Annotated in this window: 25 protein-coding genes; 20 read left to right on the forward strand and 5 right to left on the reverse strand. The window is 47.3% G+C overall.

Going from position 1 to position 21,955, the window contains the following annotated elements:
- Positions 1-12: 12 nt before the first annotated feature.
- A complete protein-coding gene (locus C792_RS0107615; RefSeq protein WP_425413718.1) occupies positions 13-387 on the reverse strand; it encodes a rhodanese-like domain-containing protein in 375 nt (124 codons plus the stop codon).
- Between the two features lie 102 nt (positions 388-489).
- Here C792_RS0107615 and C792_RS0107620 point away from each other — a divergent pair, with 102 nt between their 5' ends.
- On the forward strand, positions 490-1,323 hold the full coding sequence (locus tag C792_RS0107620) for a lipoate--protein ligase family protein (RefSeq protein ID WP_017548874.1): 834 nt from the start codon (positions 490-492) through the stop codon (positions 1,321-1,323).
- Positions 1,324-1,351: 28 nt separating this feature from the next.
- On the opposite strand, the gene C792_RS0107625 is transcribed toward C792_RS0107620, so the two are convergent.
- From C792_RS0107625 to C792_RS0107635, 3 genes are read right to left on the reverse strand one after another with little or no spacing between them, the layout of a single operon-like run.
- A complete protein-coding gene (locus C792_RS0107625) occupies positions 1,352-1,579 on the reverse strand; it encodes an SA1362 family protein (protein ID WP_017548875.1) in 228 nt (75 codons plus the stop codon).
- Between the two features lie 2 nt (positions 1,580-1,581).
- Positions 1,582-2,484: a DUF1385 domain-containing protein gene (locus C792_RS0107630; RefSeq protein WP_017548876.1), complete on the reverse strand. Its 903-nt coding sequence runs from the start codon at positions 2,482-2,484 to the stop codon at positions 1,582-1,584.
- Between the two features lie 19 nt (positions 2,485-2,503).
- Positions 2,504-3,070: a hypothetical protein gene (locus C792_RS0107635; RefSeq protein ID WP_017548877.1), complete on the reverse strand. Its 567-nt coding sequence runs from the start codon at positions 3,068-3,070 to the stop codon at positions 2,504-2,506.
- A 119-nt stretch (positions 3,071-3,189) separates the two neighbouring features.
- Here C792_RS0107635 and C792_RS0107640 point away from each other — a divergent pair, with 119 nt between their 5' ends.
- The 13 genes from C792_RS0107640 (at position 3,190) to recN (ending at position 15,005) form a co-directional block, all read left to right on the forward strand.
- Positions 3,190-4,245, forward strand: coding sequence for a M24 family metallopeptidase (locus C792_RS0107640; protein ID WP_017548878.1), 1,056 nt, complete (start codon positions 3,190-3,192; stop codon positions 4,243-4,245).
- A gap of 33 nt (positions 4,246-4,278) precedes the next feature.
- On the forward strand, positions 4,279-4,836 hold the full coding sequence (gene efp / locus C792_RS0107645; RefSeq protein ID WP_017548879.1) for an elongation factor P: 558 nt from the start codon (positions 4,279-4,281) through the stop codon (positions 4,834-4,836).
- Between the two features lie 104 nt (positions 4,837-4,940).
- Positions 4,941-5,363 (forward strand): acetyl-CoA carboxylase biotin carboxyl carrier protein, encoded by a 423-nt coding sequence (accB, locus tag C792_RS0107650; RefSeq protein WP_017548880.1) that lies wholly within the window; start codon positions 4,941-4,943, stop codon positions 5,361-5,363.
- Complete coding sequence (gene accC, locus C792_RS0107655) at positions 5,363-6,709, forward strand: acetyl-CoA carboxylase biotin carboxylase subunit (RefSeq protein ID WP_026090283.1); 1,347 nt, start codon at positions 5,363-5,365, stop codon at positions 6,707-6,709. Before accB ends, accC begins: the two co-directional genes overlap by 1 nt.
- 163 nt (positions 6,710-6,872) lie before the next feature.
- Complete coding sequence (locus C792_RS0107660; protein ID WP_017548882.1) at positions 6,873-7,220, forward strand: Asp23/Gls24 family envelope stress response protein; 348 nt, start codon at positions 6,873-6,875, stop codon at positions 7,218-7,220.
- A 21-nt stretch (positions 7,221-7,241) separates the two neighbouring features.
- On the forward strand, positions 7,242-7,643 hold the full coding sequence (gene nusB / locus C792_RS14395; protein ID WP_017548883.1) for a transcription antitermination factor NusB: 402 nt from the start codon (positions 7,242-7,244) through the stop codon (positions 7,641-7,643).
- Complete coding sequence (xseA, locus tag C792_RS0107670) at positions 7,630-8,976, forward strand: exodeoxyribonuclease VII large subunit (RefSeq protein ID WP_017548884.1); 1,347 nt, start codon at positions 7,630-7,632, stop codon at positions 8,974-8,976. The genes nusB and xseA overlap by 14 nt, the downstream gene beginning before the upstream one ends.
- Positions 8,963-9,172, forward strand: coding sequence for an exodeoxyribonuclease VII small subunit (gene xseB / locus C792_RS0107675; protein WP_017548885.1), 210 nt, complete (start codon positions 8,963-8,965; stop codon positions 9,170-9,172). Before xseA ends, xseB begins: the two co-directional genes overlap by 14 nt.
- On the forward strand, positions 9,165-10,043 hold the full coding sequence (locus tag C792_RS0107680) for a polyprenyl synthetase family protein (RefSeq protein WP_017548886.1): 879 nt from the start codon (positions 9,165-9,167) through the stop codon (positions 10,041-10,043). The genes xseB and C792_RS0107680 overlap by 8 nt, the downstream gene beginning before the upstream one ends.
- 91 nt (positions 10,044-10,134) lie before the next feature.
- Complete coding sequence (dxs, locus tag C792_RS0107685; protein ID WP_017548887.1) at positions 10,135-12,027, forward strand: 1-deoxy-D-xylulose-5-phosphate synthase; 1,893 nt, start codon at positions 10,135-10,137, stop codon at positions 12,025-12,027.
- Complete coding sequence (locus C792_RS0107690; RefSeq protein ID WP_017548888.1) at positions 12,005-12,796, forward strand: TlyA family RNA methyltransferase; 792 nt, start codon at positions 12,005-12,007, stop codon at positions 12,794-12,796. Before dxs ends, C792_RS0107690 begins: the two co-directional genes overlap by 23 nt.
- Positions 12,797-12,876: 80 nt before the next feature.
- Positions 12,877-13,329 carry a transcriptional regulator AhrC/ArgR gene (gene ahrC, locus C792_RS0107695; protein WP_017548889.1) on the forward strand — a complete coding sequence of 151 codons (453 nt, stop codon included), beginning with the start codon at positions 12,877-12,879 and terminating at the stop codon, positions 13,327-13,329.
- A 5-nt stretch (positions 13,330-13,334) separates the two neighbouring features.
- A complete protein-coding gene (gene recN, locus C792_RS0107700; protein WP_425413715.1) occupies positions 13,335-15,005 on the forward strand; it encodes a DNA repair protein RecN in 1,671 nt (556 codons plus the stop codon).
- A gap of 18 nt (positions 15,006-15,023) precedes the next feature.
- On the opposite strand, the gene C792_RS0107705 is transcribed toward recN, so the two are convergent.
- Positions 15,024-15,290: a DUF2627 domain-containing protein gene (locus C792_RS0107705; protein WP_017548891.1), complete on the reverse strand. Its 267-nt coding sequence runs from the start codon at positions 15,288-15,290 to the stop codon at positions 15,024-15,026.
- Positions 15,291-15,451: 161 nt separating this feature from the next.
- Here C792_RS0107705 and C792_RS0107710 point away from each other — a divergent pair, with 161 nt between their 5' ends.
- Genes C792_RS0107710 through C792_RS0107735 form a run of 6 tightly spaced genes read left to right on the forward strand, consistent with a single transcriptional unit; the run spans position 15,452 to position 21,953 of the window.
- On the forward strand, positions 15,452-16,345 hold the full coding sequence (locus C792_RS0107710; RefSeq protein ID WP_017548892.1) for a phosphate acyltransferase: 894 nt from the start codon (positions 15,452-15,454) through the stop codon (positions 16,343-16,345).
- A gap of 24 nt (positions 16,346-16,369) precedes the next feature.
- Positions 16,370-17,464 (forward strand): Leu/Phe/Val dehydrogenase, encoded by a 1,095-nt coding sequence (locus C792_RS0107715; protein ID WP_017548893.1) that lies wholly within the window; start codon positions 16,370-16,372, stop codon positions 17,462-17,464.
- 9 nt (positions 17,465-17,473) lie between these two features.
- Complete coding sequence (gene buk / locus C792_RS0107720) at positions 17,474-18,544, forward strand: butyrate kinase (protein ID WP_017548894.1); 1,071 nt, start codon at positions 17,474-17,476, stop codon at positions 18,542-18,544.
- 5 nt (positions 18,545-18,549) lie between these two features.
- Positions 18,550-19,968, forward strand: a complete 1,419-nt coding sequence (lpdA, locus tag C792_RS0107725; protein WP_017548895.1) for a dihydrolipoyl dehydrogenase — start codon at positions 18,550-18,552, stop codon at positions 19,966-19,968.
- A gap of 13 nt (positions 19,969-19,981) precedes the next feature.
- Entirely contained in the window at positions 19,982-20,977 is a 996-nt protein-coding gene (locus C792_RS0107730) for a thiamine pyrophosphate-dependent dehydrogenase E1 component subunit alpha (RefSeq protein ID WP_026090285.1), read from the forward strand.
- Complete coding sequence (locus tag C792_RS0107735) at positions 20,970-21,953, forward strand: alpha-ketoacid dehydrogenase subunit beta (protein WP_017548897.1); 984 nt, start codon at positions 20,970-20,972, stop codon at positions 21,951-21,953. Before C792_RS0107730 ends, C792_RS0107735 begins: the two co-directional genes overlap by 8 nt.
- Positions 21,954-21,955 lie beyond the last annotated feature (2 nt).

A 21,955-nucleotide genomic window follows, 5' to 3' on the forward strand; every position in this document is an offset into this window, starting at 1 on the left:
CGCGGTTCCTTTTTATTTGGATTTAGATTTAATTTTACCTGTCCACTTGCTGATGCCGTTTTTCAGCATATAGATATCACTGTATCCTTTTTTCTTAAGCATCTTTGCCGCTCTGATGGACAATCTTCCATTATGATCATACAGATAGATTGGCTGGTCTTTCCTTAATGAGTTCATTTTCATAGAGAAGTTCATCATCGGAATATTCCTTGCACCCATGATGTGTCCGTGTTCATATTTTTCCTTTTCCCTCAAATCAATCAGCTGAACTCTTCTCAGATCTTTTTTAAATTCTTCCTCTGGCAGGGATTTGACATTGCGCATGTTCCTGTAACCGTTCAGAACGAGCAGTAATATTACGATAACTGCTGCCAGAAGGATGATCATCCAATTTTCCAAAACTCATCTCTCCTTAACTTTTCACATAAGTATATTATAGAGATATTTGATATACTTTTAAAGAGGAAATGAAAGGGGAGAGACGAAGTAATGTTAGAACGCGTTTGGTATTACATAGAAAGTCATAAGAATGATGCGGCCTATAACATGGCGCTGGATGAACTTCTGATGGAGAAGGTGAGGAACAGGGAACTGCCTGCTGTGCTCAGGCTCTATGAATGGAAAACACCGACCCTGTCACTTGGATACTTCCAGAAGGTCCAAAAGGAAATAGACCTCGAACGTGTGGAATCATACGGATATGAAATGGTACGGCGTGCCACAGGCGGCAGAGGGGTGCTGCATGATAAAGAACTTACATACAGCGTTGTGCTCCCCGAAAGTTATGAGGGGATGCCGGACTCCATCACAGAGAGCTACAGGGTAATATCGGCCGGTCTCATGGAAGGCTTCAGGAATCTGGGGCTGGATGCTCATTTCAGCGTACCACAAACAAAGGAACAGAGGAAAGAATTGACGAATATCAGGAGCAGCGTATGTTTTGACACACCGAGCTGGTATGAGCTCATTGTCGAGGGACGTAAAATAGCCGGCAGTGCACAGACCAGGCAGAACGGTGTAATCATGCAGCATGGTTCCATTCTCCTGGATGTCGATATCGATCACCTTTTCGACATGTTCAAATACCAGAATGAACGTTTCAAAGAGAAGATGAAAGCGGCTTTCAGTGAAAAGGCGGTGGCAATCAACGACATAAGTGAAAAGCAATTTACAGTTGACATGTTATATCCTGCTTTCAAGTACGGGTTTGAAACAGGCCTCAACATGGCCACAAAGCCCTACCAGCTGACTGATGATGATCTCGGACGGCTCGAAGAAATCAGCAGTAAATACACTTCTGACGAATGGAACTTCAGAAGATAGAAAAATCCGGGCATATGCCCGGATTTTTCTATCTTCTGTTCTTTTGTCTATATTTGCGTTTCGATTTCCTTAATGCCTTCCGGTATTTCCTCTGGCTCGGTGTCAGGACGAAGAAATAATATACTCCGTAGATGATGAGCCCGAGGACAATCAGGAATATCAGTGAGTTTACAATCATGTTTAGGAAGTAATCCATATTGGTAAGCAGTCCAATTGCCGCAATGATAAGAACTGCATATAAAATTATTTTTTTCAAATTCAGTCTCTCCTTAACAGTTTATTGAACGAGTGAATGGCCACTTCGACCTGTGTATCATCCGGCTGCTTTGTAGTAAGATACTGCAGGAGGAGCCCGGGGGTGCCCAGCCATCTGACCACAGGGATATCCCTAAGCTTATTGGTAAGCTGCAAAAATTCGAAAGAAAGTCCGATTACGACAGGTATGAGTGCAATCCGGTTAAGAATTCTCACATAGAACGGTTCTACGGGTACGAACATATAGACGACGAAGCCGACCAGGACTGTGAAAAGTATGAAAGAGCTGCCACATCTGTAATGCAGCCTGGAGTGGCGCTGTACATTTTCAATTGTCAGGGCACGGCCCTCCTCGAAGGTATTGATCACCTTGTGCTCGGCGCCGTGATACTGGAACAGCCGTCTGATCATCGGGGTCATGGATATTACATATATATAGACCAGGAGAAGGATCAGTTTGAACAATGATTCCAAAAAGACCTGGCCGAAGTGCGAAGTAACCATCCCCGAGAATACTTCGGCAACGAATACGGGGATGAGGGTGAACAGGAACTTGCCGATGAGGAATGACAGTATGCCGACGATGATGGTCGACAATACGACCTTAGTCTGATTTACCGCCTGTTTTTCCTCCTCGATGCTGATATCGTCTTCAGGATTTCTTTCATAGCGATCTGTCGCAAATTCAAGATGCTTCATACCATAGATGCTGGATTCAAGTATCGCGACATTGCCCCGCAGAACAGGAATCTTCTTTAGTTTCTTAACCCATTTTTTCTGAGGGCGCTCCATTTCAAAATACTGTATATCACCGTTGTTTCTGCGAATGGCAGTCACCATCCGGCTGTTTGTCTGGAACATGACGCCTTCCACGACGGCCTGTCCGCCTACTAAAGGTTTATCCATTGGCTACTCTTCTTTCCGGTCAATAGTATTCGCTGGCACTGTTAAGCTGAGAAAGCCCTTCCTCCACGTCCTCCATGGATTCAGAATCCGCTCCGTTTTTAATCGACTGCAAAGCTCCTTCTATCTCATCATTGGCGAGTTTGAGTGAACTGTGCTGCCTTTTCAGGTATTCATTGAGTTCGAGTCCCTCGGCAGCTTTTTCATAATCGCCTGCAGCTTCGTGTATGCTGGAACTTATGTCGTCTATATCTTTACTGATGACAGACATGTCATCCTCTTCCTTTGCTTTTTGAACAGCTTCACTGAGGTCGGTCAATTCTTTCTCCAGTGTACCGGAGTACTCGCTGACAACCTGTACATATTCATCAATGTCAGAGTTGCCAATGACGGACTGCATCTTTGAAATATCCTCTTCAAGAGCGTCAAGCCGGAGTTTGTTCTTCTGGACATTGACTTCCTCCGTCTGGAGGACCCCCTGCAGCTCTTCCTTCTTTTCCTCGGCATTTGAGAGCTGATCCTCAGCAGAGGGGCTACCGCAACCTGCCAGCATAACTATGGGTAATATTATTTTAATTGATCTTCTCATTTGTAATTTCTCCTGTACATCATTTTATTATTTTATCATGATATGACAGAATATTAAATTGAATACTACTGAAATATACAACGATTTAATGTAGAATATATTTGAAAGGTGGATGAACAATGATCAAGTATGAGAAAGTCAATGCATTGCTGGAAGAGAAAAATTTGGATGCACTGCTCATCATGAGTGATTATAACAGACGATATCTGACAGGTTTCACGGGTTCCAGTGGTGCTGTAATAATGACAAAGGATGAAAAATTCCTGATTTCAGATTTCCGCTACAAAGCCCAGGGAATTGAGCAGGCAAAGAATTTTGAATTTGTGCTGCAGGATAAAGGCCTGCTTGATTTCATTATGGAATTCATGGATTCAAAGGGATATGAGAGCGTCGGTTTTGAGGGGGAACACGTGAACTTCAACACTTTCGACAGGCTGGACAGTACTTTCGACCTCATACCGCTCACGGCTGAGATTGAAAAGATTCGCATGTTCAAGACATCAGATGAAGTTGATCTGATCAGAAGAGCCTGCAGCATTGCCGATGAGACATATGAGTACATACTCAAATATATACAGCCTGGCATGAGCGAGCTCGATGTGAGAAATGAAGTCGAAAACTACATGCGTAAACTTGGTGCAGAAGGCTCCAGCTTTGATATGATTGTGGCGAGCGGTGTCAGGGGCGCACTTCCGCATGGAGTTGCCTCCGATAAACTTATAGAATCCGGTGAAATGGTGACCCTGGACTTCGGGGCCTACTATAAAGGCTATGCCTCTGACATCACAAGGTCGTTCGGTGTCGGTTCTGTAACGGAAGAGATGGAGAAGATCCACCATATCGTCCTCGAATCCCAGCTCGCCTCCCTGGATCGGATCGGGCCGGGAATGACTGGCCGGGAAGCGGATAAAGTGGCACGGCAGATCATAGAAAAAAATGCCTATGGTCCGAATTTCGGCCATTCCCTGGGGCACGGCCTCGGCCTTGAAGTACATGAAATGCCCGGGCTCGCCAAATCAAGTGATGTAAAATTGGCGAAGGACATGGTCGTGACAATCGAACCGGGTATATACGTGGATGATACCGGCGGCGTCCGTATCGAAGATGACTGCCTTGTTACAGACAGCGGTCTTGAAAAATTATCACACAGCAGCAAAGAGCTGTTCATCATCTAATTCATTTGGTTTTGAATACTGAGGAGGAAAATTATGATTTCAGTAAACGATTTTAAAACAGGCCTGACAGTAGAAGTGGAAGGCGGCATCTGGAGAGTCATCGACTTCCAGCACGTCAAGCCGGGTAAGGGCGCAGCTTTTGTAAGAAGCAAGCTCAGAAACCTGCGCACAGGTGCAATCCAGGAAAAAACTTTCCGCGCGGGGGAAAAAGTGGGCAAGGCCCAGATAGACAATAATAAGATGCAGTATCTGTATGCAGACGGCGATTCCCATGTGTTCATGGATAACAACACTTTTGAACAGGTTGAACTCCAGGCGTCAGCACTTGAGGATGAGCTGAAATACCTCAAAGAGAATATGAATGTCTCCATCATGATGTACGAAGGAGAAGTGATTGGTGTGGAATTGCCGAAGACTGTCGAGCTCGAAGTGACAGAAACAGAACCGGGCATCAAAGGCGATACAGCCAGCGGTGCTTCGAAATCGGCGACACTGGAAACAGGTCTCACCATCCAGGTTCCTCTGTTTGTTAACCAGGGGGATGTCCTCGTCATCAACACGGAAGAAGGCTCATACGTATCACGTGCCTGAAAATAAAAGCAGATTTCCATCTGCTTTTATTTTTTGCTTGAATTGGTATGACCACTTGCGTAAAATGTAAGACAGTAATTTTTAATTGTTAAGGAGAAGTAAACATGAATCTGGAATATATCGATAATCTGATTGAAAAAATGGAAAAGGCATCATTGACAGAACTCTCCTATAAAGACGGGGATGTTGATATTAAATTGAAGAGGGATATGGGGAACAGTGTACAGACAGCGCCGGTACAGCTTCCGCAGCAGGCACCTGAACAGCCAATGGCAGATGCGCCTGTGGAAGAGGGGAAGATGATCAAGGCTCCGATGGTCGGCACTTTCTATAAAGCAGCTTCACCGGAGGCAGATGCATACGTCAAAGTTGGCGACAAAGTGGATAACACATCCGTTGTATGCATACTTGAAGCAATGAAACTCTTCAATGAAATCCAGGCAGAAATTTCCGGTGAGATAACAGAGATCCTGGTCGAAGACGGAGACATGGTTGAGTACGACCAACCGTTGTTCAGAGTACGATGATCAATAAGATACTTATAGCAAACCGTGGCGAAATTGCAGTTAGGATCATCAGGGCATGTACAGAGCTGGGCATCGATTCTGTCAGCATATACTCAGAAGCGGATGCGGACAGCCTTCACCGGAAAATAGCCACTGAGTCCTATTGTGTTGGTCCGAAACTTTCCAAGGACAGTTATCTGGACATGATCAGCATCATCACCATCGCCAAGAAGTCCGGCTGTGATGCCATACATCCGGGCTACGGTTTCCTCGCTGAAAATAGTGACTTCGCTGAAATGTGTGAAGCTTCAAACCTCATCTTCATCGGTCCGATGCATGAGACAATCTCTCTGATGGGAGTAAAGGACGTGGCCAAAGACACGATGAAAAAAGCCGGGGTGCCGACCGTGCCGGGCAGCAACGGAGTAGTCGCCTCGATTGAGGATGCCAAGCGGATAGCATCAGACATCGGCTACCCCGTCATCATCAAAGCGAGTTACGGCGGCGGCGGCAAAGGCATCCGCGTTGCACGCACAGAAGAGGAACTCGTCCAGAACTACAAGATGACAGAACAGGAAGCAGAAAGTGCTTTCGGCAACAAAAGTCTCTATATAGAAAAATATATCGAGAACTTCAGGCATATAGAAATCCAGGTCATGGGGGACTATCACGGCAATGTCATCCATCTGGGAGAGCGTGACTGTACAGTGCAGCGCCGTATGCAAAAGCTTGTCGAAGAAGCCCCGAGCCCGATTCTTTCTGAGGAGAAACGTGCTGAAATGGGAGAGACCGCAGTGCGTGCTGCAAAAAGCATCGACTATATCGGTGCAGGCACCATCGAATTCATCTATGATCTGAACGACGACAGATTCTACTTCATGGAAATGAACACAAGAATTCAGGTGGAACATCCTGTTACAGAAATGGTCACAGGCATAGACCTTGTGAAGATGCAGATCAAAGTCGCCAGGCGTGAAGCCATTCCGTACAGACAGGAAGACATCAGGATTGAAGGGCATGCAATCGAGTTCAGGATCAATGCCGAGAACCCGTATAAGAACTTCATGCCTTCAGCCGGAACAATCACCGATTTCATCGTTCCCGGAGGTTACGGTGTCAGGCTGGATACTGCCTGCTACGCCGGTTACCGCATCCCGCCTTACTATGACTCCATGATTGCTAAACTGATCACCTTCGCCGATACGCGCGATGAAGCGATCAGGACAGCGAAAAGGGCGCTTGGTGAATATATGATCGGAGGGATTGATACTACGATCCCATTCCACTCCAACCTGCTGGATAACGAAGCGTTCAGAGCGAATGACTATAACACGAACTTCCTGGCTCAGCACGATGTAATGAAATGATGAGTACTGAAACCCGCTTTTTCCAAGTGACAGTGAAAAGGCGGGGTTTTTATTTTCAGAGCAAGAGCATGATTTACTGCTGTAATAATTACCTCAATTAAGTTACAAGTTGTTTCTAATTCCGCACACAATCATGCTATAATAAAATGACGGGGTGATGAACATGATAATCCAGGACGATAAATCAAACTTGGGAATGATCGAGATTTCTTCGGAAGTGCTGGAAGTGATTGCTAGCATTGCAGTTACTGAAACCAAAGGCGTTCATTCATTGCAGAATAATTTTGCCAGCGGCAATTTTGAAAAGATAGGCAAGAAGTACAGGGGCCGCGGTGTCAAAGTTGAGACAGAGGATAATGAGGTGCTGATCTCAATTTATGTAACATTGGATACGAAAGGCAAGGTCCATGAGACGGCTGAAAATATCCAGAAGAATGTCAGCCAGGCGATCAGAAACATGACGGATCATGTTGTTAAGGAAGTCAATGTGCACATCGTAAATATCAAATAAGGATTCAGATAGGTGTTTTTAATGAACAGACACGAGCAGCGGAAAAAGATATTTCAAATAATATTCCAAAAGGACCATGACCTGGTCGATCTCGAAAAAACTGCGTTTTTCGATTTATATGAAACCCATGAGTATATCAAAAGGATCGTTGATTTCTATGTGGGCAGTCAGACAGATGTGGATGCTGATATCAGCGCCCATCTGAACAAGTATACTCTTGAACGGATCCCGAAAGTTGACCGCAATATATTGAGGACTGCAGTCAGTGAGATCAGGGAAGGCGATTCACCTGAGAGAGTCGTCATCAATGAGGCTGTACTGCTTGCCAAAACCTACGGTGAGAAAGACAGTTTCCGTTTTGTAAACGGCGTCCTCAAGAACTTCATCAGAGAAACGGATGAAAATCCATATGGAGAACAATGAGTATCTGTCTGTAGGTGCTTTGACCAAGTACCTGAAATATAAATTCGACCAGGACCCGTATTTGACACGGGTCTTTATCAAAGGCGAACTATCCAACGTAAAAAAGCATACCAGCGGTCACATTTTCTTTGCATTAAAAGATGGGAATGCTGTCATACGGGCCATTATGTTCTCTCGGAGTGCTGATGGCCTGAAGTTTGACCCGGAAAACGGGCAAAGTGTCCTGATTCAGGGCAGAATCAGCATTTATGAATCAAGCGGACAATATCAGATTTACGTGGATGAAATGGAAATCGACGGCATCGGTCTTTTATTTGAACAGCTGGAGAAGGATAAAAAAGAACTGGCTGAAAAAGGTTATTTTGATGCGGTACACAAAAAAACGCTCCCCCGGTATCCGGAACGCATAACAATCATCAGTTCCGAAACGAGCGCCGCATATCGTGATATGCTGACGACGCTCCGCCGCCGGTATCCTCTTGTTAAAGTCTCACTGATTAATACGCTGATGCAGGGGCGCGGGAGCAGACAGGCTGTCATTGAAAGCCTTGAAAATGCCGACGGCCTGGGAGGCGACATTGTCATACTTGCACGGGGCGGCGGTTCCATAGAAGACCTTTGGACTTTCAATGAAAAATCCGTAGCGGTAAAGGTTTTTGAAATGCGCACACCGGTAATCACGGGTGTCGGTCATGAGACGGATACGACACTCGTCGATTTTCTTGCGGACGCACGGGCTGCAACACCGACGGCCGCAGCTGAATTGGCGGTTCCTGACAGACAGGACATCGAGGGCAGCCTGGAAAAATCGGTCACTTTCATGATGCGCAGCATCAAAAATCGTATTGGCACCCAGAAAAACAGGTTGGAAGGGCTGTCCAACTACTACAAACTTAAAAACCCGGGGCTGCTCTATGACCAGCAGACAGAAAAACTTGCAACTCTAAGGACAAACCTTGACACGAAGACCGGCCTGATACTGAGAGATAAACGATACCGTCAAACCGGAATGAGCGAAAGAGTAGGATACAGGAATCCCGGTCCCGGGATTGCCAGGTACAAAGAAATACTGTATGAAACGGGAATGAAAATTGACGGGAAGATGGCTGATAAGATTGCCGGGAAGGAAAGGCGGCTGGGCGGCACAATCGAGCTGCTTAACTCCCTCAGTCCCACAAACACTCTGCTCCGCGGCTATTCATTCACCACGAAAGATGGGGATATCGTCCGCGATGCCCGGGCACTTGCGCCTGGTGATGAAATAGATACAAGGCTTGCCAAAGGGAAGGTCAGATCCAAAGTAACAGAGGTGAAAAAAGATGACAGAGAATAAAACAGAAACTTTCGAAGAGAAAATGGAGATTCTGGAAAAGATCGTAAGACAGCTGGATGAAGACGAGGTCTCATTGGAGGAATCACTAAAACTGTACCAGAGAGGTGTAGAATTGTCTTCGGAATGTGATAAAATCCTGAAAGATGCAGAGCTTAAAGTGGAATCACTGAACCGGAAGGACGATGGGGATGAATAAGGATCTGAAGCAGTATATTGAAAAGTCTGAAAACCTTATACTGGAACATCTCCGCGGGGGTAATATCTCAGACGTCATACAGAAGTCCAGTACCTACTCAGTGGAGGCGGGGGGCAAGCGCTTTCGGCCATATCTGGTCTTTGCCACATTGGAGTCATTCGGTGTCGACCCGGCAGAGGGTCTGTCTGCCGCCGCAGCTGTTGAAATGATCCATACCTATTCGCTGATACACGACGATCTTCCAGCCATGGATGATGATGACTACAGGCGCGGCAAGCCGACAAACCATAAAGTGTACGGGGAGGCTGCCGCAATTCTGGCGGGTGATAATCTCCTCACTGAGAGCTTCAATATCCTTGCACAGGATGAAACCCTTGATGCCGGTATCCGCATCCGGCTCGTACAGGCCTTCTCGGCTGCTGCGGGGCAGACCGGCATGATCGGAGGACAGATGCTGGACATCGAAGCCGAAGGGAAAGATATAACGATGGATGAACTTGTCCTGATCCATCGCCATAAAACCGGCAGACTCATCAGTGCGCCGATAGAATCTGCGGCAATAATCGCAGGGGCGGATGATGACACGAAGGCGCTCCTTTTGCGGTTCGCGGAATACCTGGGCATATTGTTCCAGATACGGGATGACATCCTTGATGTTGAAGGGGATATGTCCAAAACCGGTAAACTTTCAGGAAGCGATGCAAGAAAAGGGAAAGTTACATATGTGAGTGCATATGGTCTAAGCGGCGCAAAGGAACAGCTGGACTTATTGAAGGTTGAAGCCGACGGAATCCTTGAATCACTCTCTTCAAAACTTGATACCAGGAAACTTTACAGTGTACTTGAAATGTTTGCGGTCAGAGAACAGTGATAATTCATAATATTGAATTATCATTTTTTGTTTTTTAGTATTCTTCAATAGTGGTATAATTGGCATTAGTAAATTCAAAGGTGGTTGCTATATGAACCTGTATAGTATAGAAAATCCATCATTTTTGAAAGGTAAAAGTGATGAAGAACTGAAAGAACTGGCGCAGGACATTCGGGAATTCCTGATTCAATCATGTTCCGAGACAGGCGGTCACATCGGCGCTAATCTCGGAGTGGTGGAACTGTCGATTGCACTGCATAAGTATTTTGATTCCCCGTCTGACAAATTCCTGTTCGACGTCGGGCACCAGGCATATATTCATAAAATTCTGACCGGACGCATCAGTGAATTTGATACGCTGAGACAATACAAGGGACTGTGCGGATTCCCTAAAATGCGTGAATCAGAACATGACGTGTGGGAAGCCGGCCATTCATCCACTTCGCTTTCGGCAGCAATGGGTATGGCGAAAGCCCGGGATATCCAGGGCGGGGCCCATCACATCGTCCCGGTGATCGGTGATGGTGCTCTGACAGGCGGCATGGCCCTCGAGGCACTGAATCACATCGGTTCCGACCGGACGAACATGACAATCATACTCAATGATAACGAGATGAGTATAGCACCGAATGTGGGTGCCATGCATAATATGCTGGGCAGAATGCGCACGAATACACAGTATAACCGCGTGAAACATGATGTCGAAGATTTTATCAACCGTCTTCCGCAGGTCGGGTCGAAACTCAGAGATATGGCCGACCGGATCAAAGACAGCATGAAATATCTTGTGGTCAACGGCATATTCTTCGAAGAACTCGGCATAAAGTACATCGGTCCGGTTGATGGACATGACTTTGAGGATCTTGCACAGGCCATCAAATCCTCCAAGGATTACGATGGACCCGTCGTTGTGCATGTCATTACGAAAAAAGGCAAGGGATATCATCCCGCAGAAGCGGATAAACTCGGCAAATGGCATGGCCTCGGACCGTATAAGATCGATACCGGTGAAGTCCTCGGCAGCAAGACGACGCCCTCATGGAGTGAATTCATGTCAAATACGATACTTGAGTATGCCAAAGAGGATAGAAGCATCGTAGCACTGACACCGGCGATGCCGGTAGGCAGCAAACTGACAAAATTCCAGAATGAACTGCCGGATCAGTTCTTTGATGTAGGAATAGCCGAACAGCATGCATTAACCATGGCCGGAGGTATGGCGGCGAGCGGCATGCGGCCATACCTTGCAATCTATTCAACATTCCTGCAACGCGGATACGACCAGCTGCTCCATGACGTTGACAGGCAGAACCTGAATGTACTGATCGGCATTGACCGCAGCGGGCTGGTAGGAGCGGATGGGGAAACGCACCAGGGTGTGTTTGATATCAGTTTCATTTCTCCCCTTCCCAATATCGTACTCATGATGCCTAAAGATGAGGTCGAAGCGTCCCAGATGATTGATCTGTCTCTCAGGCATGAAGGTCCGGCCGCCATACGTTATCCTAGGGGTAATGTAAAAGGCCTGGATATTGGTGAACAGAGAGAACCGCTCAAACTGGGAGAATGGGAGGAGGTCGTTGCCGGTGACGATATGGCGATCATTTCCTTCGGCCCGACCCTTGATCTTGCCATCGACGCTTCCGCGGCACTCAAGAAAGGCGGGGTTGATGCAAGAGTGATCAATGCGAGGTTCATAAAGCCCCTCGATGAAAAGATGCTGCTTGGGCTTGGTGCCAGCAGCATGCCGCTCGTCACAGTCGAGGAATCGATGCTCGCCGGCGGACTCGGCAGCATGATTGCATCATTCATGGCAGATCACCATTTCACCAATCCTTTAAAACGTATCGGCATAGACGGCGAATATGTCGAGCATGGTGATGTGAACAAACTGCTTGAAGATCTCGGCATATCGACAGCGAATATCATACTGCAGTCCAAAACCCTGATGGAGCAGACAGATGAAAAAGAAATTAAGAATTGATGAATATGTCCATCAGGAATTCAGTTTCGGTTCACTGGAGGATGTAAGAAGAATCATTATGGCGGGAAAAGTGCTGAATAATGATGCTCCTGTCTACAAGCCGTCGGAAATGATTGATCCCCAAAAAGCAGATGTCCGCTTCAAAAATATCCGTCCCTTCGTTTCCAGGGGCGGGATAAAACTTAAACGGGCACTGGAATCCTTCGACCTGGATATTGAGGGCAGCGTGGTCGCTGACATAGGGAGTTCCACAGGCGGATTCACCGACTGTGCGCTGAAAAACGGGGCAGTGCGTGTCTACGCCATCGATGTAGGCACAAATCAGCTGGACTACAGACTCCGTATCGATGGAAGGGTCACTGTTATGGAACAGACAAACTTCAAAGGAACAGTGGAAACAGACTTCGATGTACCGCCCGGAGTATTCACCATAGATGTCTCATTTACATCCATCGTTCCCATACTCCGCCATATTGTGGATTTATTCAATCATGAATATGATATCGTTGCACTCATCAAACCGCAGTTCGAGTCGTACCTGGAAGAGCGGGAAGAAGACGGCATCATCCATTCTCTGAAGACGCATGCAGCAGTCATCAAAAGAGTGATGGACGAGTGCACTTCTCTCGGACTCACCCCTCTGACCCTGGAACGCTCACCGATAACTGGCGGGAAGGGCAATATTGAATATTTATTGCATCTGAATCACGGGAGGCACCAAGCTGTATCCATTGATGAAAGAGGCATTCAGTCGATTGTTTACGGCTGAGTGCTCTTTTTTGTGTTATATTCATAAGCTTTATGATATTATATGAATAAATATACAAAGGGAATCTAGGAGGACAGCCCATGTCAAACAAGTCAATCAGACAGATAAAAATCAGGGAAATCATCACAAACGGAAAAGTTGAAACACAGGAAGACCTGGTGGAAAAACTGAATGAATACAATTTCAACGTCACACAGGCGACGGTTTCGCGGGATATAAAGGAACTGCAGCTCATCAAAGTCCCTACGCCAAGCGGTTCCTATATATACAGCATGCCCAAGGATCGGAAATTCCACCCGCTGGAAAAACTCGGCAGATATCTGATGGACAGTTTCGTGAAGCTGGATTATACCGGTAATCTTCTTGTACTCAAAACACTGCCGGGCAATGCCCAGTCAATCGGTGCAATAATCGACCAGCTGGAGTGGGAAGAAGTCGTCGGCACCATATGTGGCGATGATACATGTCTTCTGATATGCAGGGACGAAGAGGCACAGCTGCAAATCAAGGACCGAATCTTTAATCTGATCTAATTGGAGTGGTAGCTTTGCTTGTACGCCTGAATATAAAGAACTTTGCAGTTCTTAAAAATATCGAACTTGAATTTAACAATGGCCTGACAGTCATTTCCGGTGAATCAGGGGCGGGAAAATCCATGATCATTGAAGCGGTCCGCTATCTGCATGGAAAACGGGCTTCTGTGGAGGATATAAGGTTTGAAACTGAAGGTGCTGTAATCGAAGGGGTTTTCGATTTCCCGGAATCGTCTAAAGTGAGAAAACTCCTGGCTGAAAATGATATCCCCGAAGAGGAGCTTTATATCGTCCGCCGGGAAATCATGCAGAACAGGAAGAGCATCATCAAGATCAATTCCCGCATGATTACCTTGGGTGCCCTGAGGGAAATCATGAACGAAGTGATAAGCATCCATTCACAGTCGTCGCAGAGTGGAGATCTGGAGTCCGGCATGCACATTGTATATCTTGACCGGTTCATCGGAATCGATGAAGAGGAAAAGTTCCTGCAGTATAAAGAGTGCTACAGAAAATTCAGGGAGCTTGAGACACGCATCCACGATCTGGAATACAAAGACCGTAACCGCATGCAGCAGCTGGAACTTTACAGGCATCAGTACGATGAGCTGTCCTCCATGGATCTGGTCCAGGGGGAAGAGGAGCAGCTGGAGGAGGAGATCAGTTACTTCAATAACTACGAAAAGATTCATGATGCACTCTCCATCATGCGTTCCCAGCTCGATTCCGAGTATTCTCCGCAGGTCATGCTGTATGAAATTCATAAATCAATCGAAACCATGGGCAGGTTCGATGATTCCTACACTGATTTTACAGAAACAATCCTTGGAGCGTATCATCTCCTGAATGAGCTCGACAGCAAGGTGGCAGGTGATTTGTCTAATGTGGATTACGACGAAGAGGCCTATAACGAAAAGCAGATGAGACTTTCCTCCCTGAATAACCTGAAGCGGAAGTACAACAGGAACATAGAGGAACTTATCGGACTCCGGGAATCCCTTAATGAGGATATCATGCAGCTTGAAAATATTGCCCAGTCCTTCGAAAAGCTGGAACAGGAAAGAGCCGCTGCACTGGCTGAAATGGAGAAACTGGCAAGCTTCCTTCAGAATTACAGGGTGGAACGCAAGCATTTCCTTGAAACCCGGATCAAAAAAGAACTTCAGGATCTTGATATGCCGGATGCGGACTTTGAGATCGAAGTCAAAGAGGGGACATTCGACCAGAGAGGATACTCTGATGTCGGATTCCTTTTCTCACCTAACAAGGGTGAACCGTTGAAATACATGAACAGCATCGCCTCAGGTGGTGAAATCTCCCGGGTGATGCTCGCTGTCAGAACAATTTTCACAGAATTCGACAGACACTCCCTGTTGATCCTGGACGAGATAGATACAGGTGTCAGCGGCGTTGTGGCCACGAAGATGTCAGCAAAGATGAAACTTCTGTCCAAAGCCAGGCAGGTCCTGGTCATATCGCATCTGCCGCAGGCTGCCGCTATTGCCGACAGCCATCTGTATGTCACCAAAAAGACGGCCGATGAACGCACGGTATCAACAGCCGGGTATCTCAACCAGAAGGGGCATATATATGAAATAGCGCGGATGATGAGCGGCTCCGATGTGACAGAAGCAGCACTTGAAAATGCAAAAACCCTCATCAAAGAACAAAAATAAGAGGCGGAGCTCCGCCTCTTATTTTTGTCTGGGTGTCCTCTTTCTTTTAGTCTGTTCCGAGAAACGCCCCTGTACTCTTTTGTTCTTCCTCTCACGGTGGAGCACATAACCGCCGATGAACCATACACCGAATATCGTCAGACCGAGACCCACGAGAAACTGGATGACTGTGAGCGTGAAGGGATCATTCACGACTCCGAACATGCTGTCCCTCATATATTTTATGCCCAGACCTGCGAGGAAAACCGGTACAACCAGTATTATCAAAGCAATCATTTTTTTCATCGAATCACCCGGGTTTCATAGATAATACACATTATACATGAAGGGAACACCAGTTTAAAATAACCTATTCTTTAAAAACTTCAGAATATTCCATGTTTGGTTAAAATCATGTATTTTGAGTATGGGAGATGTATAATAAAGTGTACAGGGGAGGTAGCATAATGAAATTTGATGAAATATTCGTAGAGTACAAAGATGAAATGGCAACGCTTTCAATATGTAAGGCGGCTGACATGGATGTACTCCAACCTGTTCTTCGTCTCTATAAGGAAACGGATATGAGATTTCATCTTGTCGATGACAGGACAAGGCTTGAAGAAATGCTCAGAACATTTGATGAAGGACTCGTTGATGATGGCCGTGTGACCATCCATCATTCTGCAAATGATGAGGAGGCAGCAGCAATTGCTGTGGGGCTCACCGCAGAAGGTAAAGCCGATATTCTCATGAAGGGGCTGATTTCAACCTCGACAATACTGAAAGAAGTACTGAACAAATCCCATGGGCTCATCAGCGGGGGATTGCTGAGCCATACTGCTTTATTCGATCTTCCGAACTACCATAAGGCAATCCTTCTCAGTGACGCGGCTATGAATATTGCACCGGACAGGGAACAGAAGATGGCAATCATTCAGAACACTGCCGGCTGTGCCCGGAAACTTGGGATGACAAGGCCGAAAATTGCCCTTTTATCAGCAGTTGAGAAGGTGAACAGTAAAATCCCTTCCACTACTGATGCTGAAGCCATTGTAAAAGCGAGCAGGGAGAGTGAACCGGAAATTCTGATAGACGGTCCTCTGCAGTATGACCTCGCAGTATCGAAAAAGGCCGCTGAACATAAAAACATGGCATCTGAAGTTGCCGGGGATGCGGATATACTTATCGTCCATAATATTGATGCCGGTAATGTCCTGTATAAGTCGCTGGTTTATTCAGCAGGGGCAAAAGTGGCATCCGTTATTACTGGCGCATCTGTACCGATAGTATTAACATCAAGGGCAGACAGTGCAGAGGACAAATATAATTCAATCAGACTTGCGATGAAGATTTCATAAAATTAATCAACGGGAGTGCTTATAATGATATTTGAAAAAATGGTGGAACAAGATTATGAACAGCTGATTTTCTGTCACGATGAGGCAAGTGGACTCAAAGCGATCATCTGTATACACGATACAACACTCGGACCGGCTCTCGGCGGCTGCAGAATGTGGAATTATGAAACCGAAGAGGAAGCAATCGAGGATGTACTGCGCCTGGCGCGCGGTATGACATACAAGAATGCGGCGGCGGGTCTCAATCTGGGCGGCGGTAAGACTGTGGTCATCGGTGATGCCAAAAAAGATAAATCCGAAGCATTTTTCAGGGCTCTGGGCAGATATGTAAACAGCCTGAATGGCAGATACATCACTGCGGAGGATGTGGGAACGACTGTGGCCGACATGGACCTGATCTATCAGGAGACACCTTACGTCTGTGGCATGAGTGAATCCTACGGCACCGGCGGAAACCCAAGCCCAATGACTGCATTTGGTGTGTATATGGCTATGAAGAGGACCGCCAAAGAGGCATTCGGTGATGATTCACTTAAAGGGAAGACGATAGCAGTACAGGGTGTGGGGAACGTTTCTTACAGCCTCTGCCGCCATCTGCATGAAGAAGGTGCGGATCTTGTCGTTACAGACATAAGCCAGGATGCAATCGACAGAGCTGTAAACGACTTCGGAGCCAAAGCGGTAGACATCGAAAAAATCTATGATGTCGAGGCGGACATCTTCGCCCCATGCGCACTCGGCGGCATCCTGAATGATGAAACGATACCAGCCCTGAAAGCAAAGGCGGTGTGCGGCAGTGCAAACAACCAACTCCTTGAAGATGACAGACACGGTGAAATGCTCAAAGAGCGCGGTATCGTCTATGCACCGGATTATGTAGTCAACTGCGGCGGCGTCATCAATGTGGCGGATGAACTCCAGGGATACAACAAAGAGCGGGCCAAAACCAAAGTGCAGGGCATCTACGATCAGATGGATAAGATCTTCAATATTGCCACACGTGACGGTGTGACACCGGCAGTAGCGGCGGACAGACTTGCAGAAGAGCGGATCGACAGTATGATGCGGGTCAGGAGCACATTTTCACAAAATGAAATCACCACCCTCAGCAGGAGGTAGCCGTCACTGATGCAATATAATATTCTCGTTCTCAATCTTGGAAGTACATCGACCAAGGTTGCAATCTACAATAACCTGATAAGCATTGCAGAAGATACTCTCAGCCATCCGGCAGAGGAAACAATGAAACCCATGACACAGCAGATTGAATACCGCCTCAATGCCATACTCTCCTTTCTGACAGAGCAGAAGTTCGACCCTTCATCCATCGATATAGTCAGCGCACGCGGCGGCACCCTGAGGCCGATCGAGGGCGGTACTTATAATATCAGCCCTCAGATGGTTTCGGACTTATCGGAAAGCACTTACGGCAGGCATGCTTCCAATATGAGCGGCCTCATAGCCGACAGATTCCGTAAAAAATACGGCTGCGAAGCAGTAATCACCGACCCCGTGGTCGTCGATGAACTCATTGATGAAGTGCGGATGACCGGCCTGAAAGGCATAGAACGCAGATCCATCTTCCATGCGCTCAACCAGAAAGCGGTGGCAAGAAAGTATGCAGAATCTGTGAATAAAGAATACGGGGACATAAATGTTATCATATGCCATATGGGCGGGGGCATAACTGCCGGTGCACATCAAAAGGGCAGAGTAATCGATGTGAATGACGGACTTTCCGGCGAAGGGCCGATGAGCCCGAACAGGACCGGTTCCCTTCCCAATGGTGCGTTCGCTAAATATATCATCGACAACAGTCTGGATTATGATGCTGCTTACGAAGTCATCACCAAAGAAGGAGGCTTCATCTCCCTCGCAGGTACCCAGGATGCATTGGAACTTGAGAACAGGGCGCTTGGCGGGGACAGCATGGCGATTTCAATCTATGAAGCGATGGCAGTGCAGATAGCCAAGGAAATCGGTTCCCGGGCGGCAATCCTGAAAGGTGAGGCCGAACAGATCATCTTTACCGGCGGACTCGCCTACAGCAAGTATCTGATCGATCTTATCCGGCCATACATCTCGTTCATCGCACCGATTACCGTCTATCCCGGAGAGGAAGAAATGTCGGCGCTGGCTGAAGGCGCATACCGTGTGATGAGCGGCGAGGAAAGCGTGAAGACTTATGAACAGGAGTGAAAAGAATGGCCCATGAATATGATTTAGTTGTACTCGGTGGCGGTACTGCCGGCTATGTCGCAGCAATAAAAGCCAGTCAGCTCGGTCTGAAGACGGCAATTGTGGAGAAAAGCCGGCTTGGCGGCACCTGCCTCCACAAAGGCTGCATACCGACAAAAAGCATGCTCAAATCCGCTGAAGTTGCAAATACGATAAGGAATGCAGATGATTATGGCATAGAATCCTTCATTCCTTCCATTTCAATGGAAAAGATACAGGCCCGCAAGGACAAAGTCGTGGATCGAATGCACGGGGGCATCAACCAGCTCATGAAAAAGAATAAGATAGACGTCTTTGATGGCTACGGACGTATACTGGGCCCTTCGATCTTTTCCCCTATGGCAGGCACTATCGCTGTTGAAGATCCGGAGGATGATGAAGCCGAAAGTGAAATTCTCATCAATCAGAATGTACTGATCGCCACAGGTTCTTTCGCGAAAGAACTGCCTTTCCTGCCTTTTGACGGCAATATTGTCCTGTCCAGTGACGATATGATGACACTCGACACCGTTCCCGCCAGGATGGCAGTGGTCGGCGGCGGTGTCATCGGACTTGAATTTGCAAGTCTGCTTGCAGACCTCGGCTCCGAAGTCACAGTCATGGAAGCAGGGGGGCAGATCATCCCTATGGAAGATAAAGATATTGCAGGGCAGCTGAAAAAATCACTTGAAGAGAAAGGCATAGAATTCATCACCGGTATATCGCTCAGTGAAGATTCTGTGCAAACATCCGGTTCGGACGCCACGTTTGAAATCAACGGTGAATCAAGGTCCTTCGACAAAGTGCTTGTTTCAATCGGACGCGCGCCGAATGTCGACGACATCGGTCTTCCGAATACAAAGATAGAACGTGAGAATGGATTCATTATCACGGATGAGCATTATCAGACCAAGGATAAGAATATTTATGCGGTGGGAGATGCCGTCGGCAACCTCCAGCTTGCCCACGTTGCGACAAAGGAAGCGATCATCGCAGTGGAACATATGGCGGACAGAAAACCCTATCTGCTGGATTATAAAACAGTACCGAGATGTATATATACTTCTCCGGAAACCGCCTCACTCGGCTATACCGAAAAGGAATTGAAAGATGCAGCAATTGATTACAGAACCCATAAGATACCACTGGCTGCCATTGGTAAAGCAGTCATTGCAGGAGATCAGAAAGGCTTCGGCAAACTGATTGTGGATCCTGAGACAAAAGATATCCTGGGTGTCTCGATCATCGGACCCGGTGCAACAGAACTGATCAATGAAGCGGCATTGGCGAAATTCCTTGATGCCTCATCACTTGAACTGGGTATGTCGGTACACGCCCATCCATCCATAGGAGAAGTTCTGATGGAGCTCGGACTCGATGCAGACGGTATTGCAATTCATGTTTAAGGAGGACAAACGCTTGATGGATTACAAAGAAGCGGGACTCGAAAAAGAGGACCTCAAGGAAATATATCGCACGATGCTTCTCGCCAGAAAACTCGACGAGCGGATGTGGCTTTTGAACAGGGCGGGGAAACTGCCGTTCGTCATCTCGTGCCAGGGACAGGAAGCGACCCAGGTCGGAGCCGGTTATGCACTGAATAAGGACGTTGATATAATCAGCCCGTATTACAGAGACCTGGCACTTGTCACTCATTTCGGCATGACACCTGAGGAGACGATGCTTTCTGCTTTTGCCAAAAAGGGTGACATCTCAAGCGGCGGCAAGCAGATGCCGTCACACTTCAGTAAAAAGGAAAATAACATCATGACCCAGGGCTCCTGTGTGGCAACTCAGGTGCTGCATGCCGTTGGTGCGAGCTTCAAATTCAAGATGGACAACGAAGCGCGTGTTGCAGTAACGACACTCGGTGAGGGCTCTTCCAACCAGGGCGATTTCCACGAAGGCCTGAACTTTGTCGGCGTTCATAATCTGCCTTTCATATGCATCATCGAGAACAACAAATATGCAATCAGTGTGCCGCGGCAGCTGCAGTACGGGGCTGACAAGCTTTCAGACCGGGCCGTAGGTTACGGCATGCACGGGGAGCATATAGACGGCAATGACCCGATTGCAGTCTACAAGGCAGTGAAGGAAGCCAGGGAACGTGCAACCAATGGAGAAGGCGGGACATTGATTGAAGCGATGTCAACCAGGCTTACAGCACATTCTTCGGATGATGATGATTCCTACCGTGAAAAGACTGAGCGCGAAGGTATCAGGGAAGAGGACTGCATTATAAAATTCAGGGCATACATGACCGAACATGAAGTCGCAGATGATGAATGGTTTGATGCCCTTGAAGCAGAACTAAAAAAGCAGGTCACTGATGCAACCAAAGCTGCTGAGAAGGCCCCTTACCCGGATGCTGCGGAAGCTCTGACAAACGTGTACGAGGAGGTAAAACATGGCTAAAATATCCTACCTTCAGGCGATCAAAGAAGCACTTGACTATGAAATGGGACAGGATGAAAATGTATTCGTCCTCGGAGAGGATGTCGGTAAAAAAGGCGGCGTCTTCAAAGTTACAGAAGGGCTTCAGGAAAAATACGGGGAACTGAGATGCCTTGATACGCCGCTTGCGGAATCCAACATTGTGGGTACAAGCATAGGGGCGGCGATGATGGGAAAACGCCCTGTTGCAGAAATCCAGTTTGCCGAGTATATCCTGCCGGCAACGAACCAGATCCTGAATGAAGCGGCAAAAATAAGATACCGCTCAAACGGTGATTGGGACTGTCCGATGGTGATCCGTTCGCCATTCGGCGGGGGCATCCACGGTGCACTCTACCATTCGCAGTCGATTGAAACTGTATTCACTTCGACACCTGGCCTCAAAGTAGTCATTCCGTCCACGCCGGCCGATGCGAAAGGACTGTTGATTTCCGCCATCAGAGACAACGATCCGGTTCTGTTTTTCGAACATAAAAAAGCATACCGGCTGCTCAAGGAAGAAGTGCCGGAAGGTGATTATACAGTGCCGATCGGCAAGGCGGATGTAAAACGCCAGGGTGACGACATCACCGTCATCACCTACGGCCTTTGTGTAAACTATGCACTCCAGGCGGCAGAACGGTTGTCGAAAGACGGATATGAAGCAGAAGTGCTCGATTTGAGAACCGTTTACCCGCTGGATAAGGAAAGCATCATTGAAGCCGCATCTAAAACGGGCAAAGTGCTCCTTGTGACCGAAGATAATCTAGAGGGCAGTGTCATGAGCGAAGTCTCTGCCATCATTGCAGAGAACTGTCTGTATGACCTGGATGCACCGGTAATGCGACTGGCCGGCCCGGATGTACCATCGATGCCTTACTCACCGCCGATGGAAGACTTCTTCATGGTCAATCCGGAAAAGATAGAAGCAAAAATGAAAGAACTTGCAGAGCACTAAGA

The organism is Salinicoccus carnicancri Crm (genome assembly GCF_000330705.1).
Taxonomy (GTDB): domain Bacteria; phylum Bacillota; class Bacilli; order Staphylococcales; family Salinicoccaceae; genus Salinicoccus; species Salinicoccus carnicancri.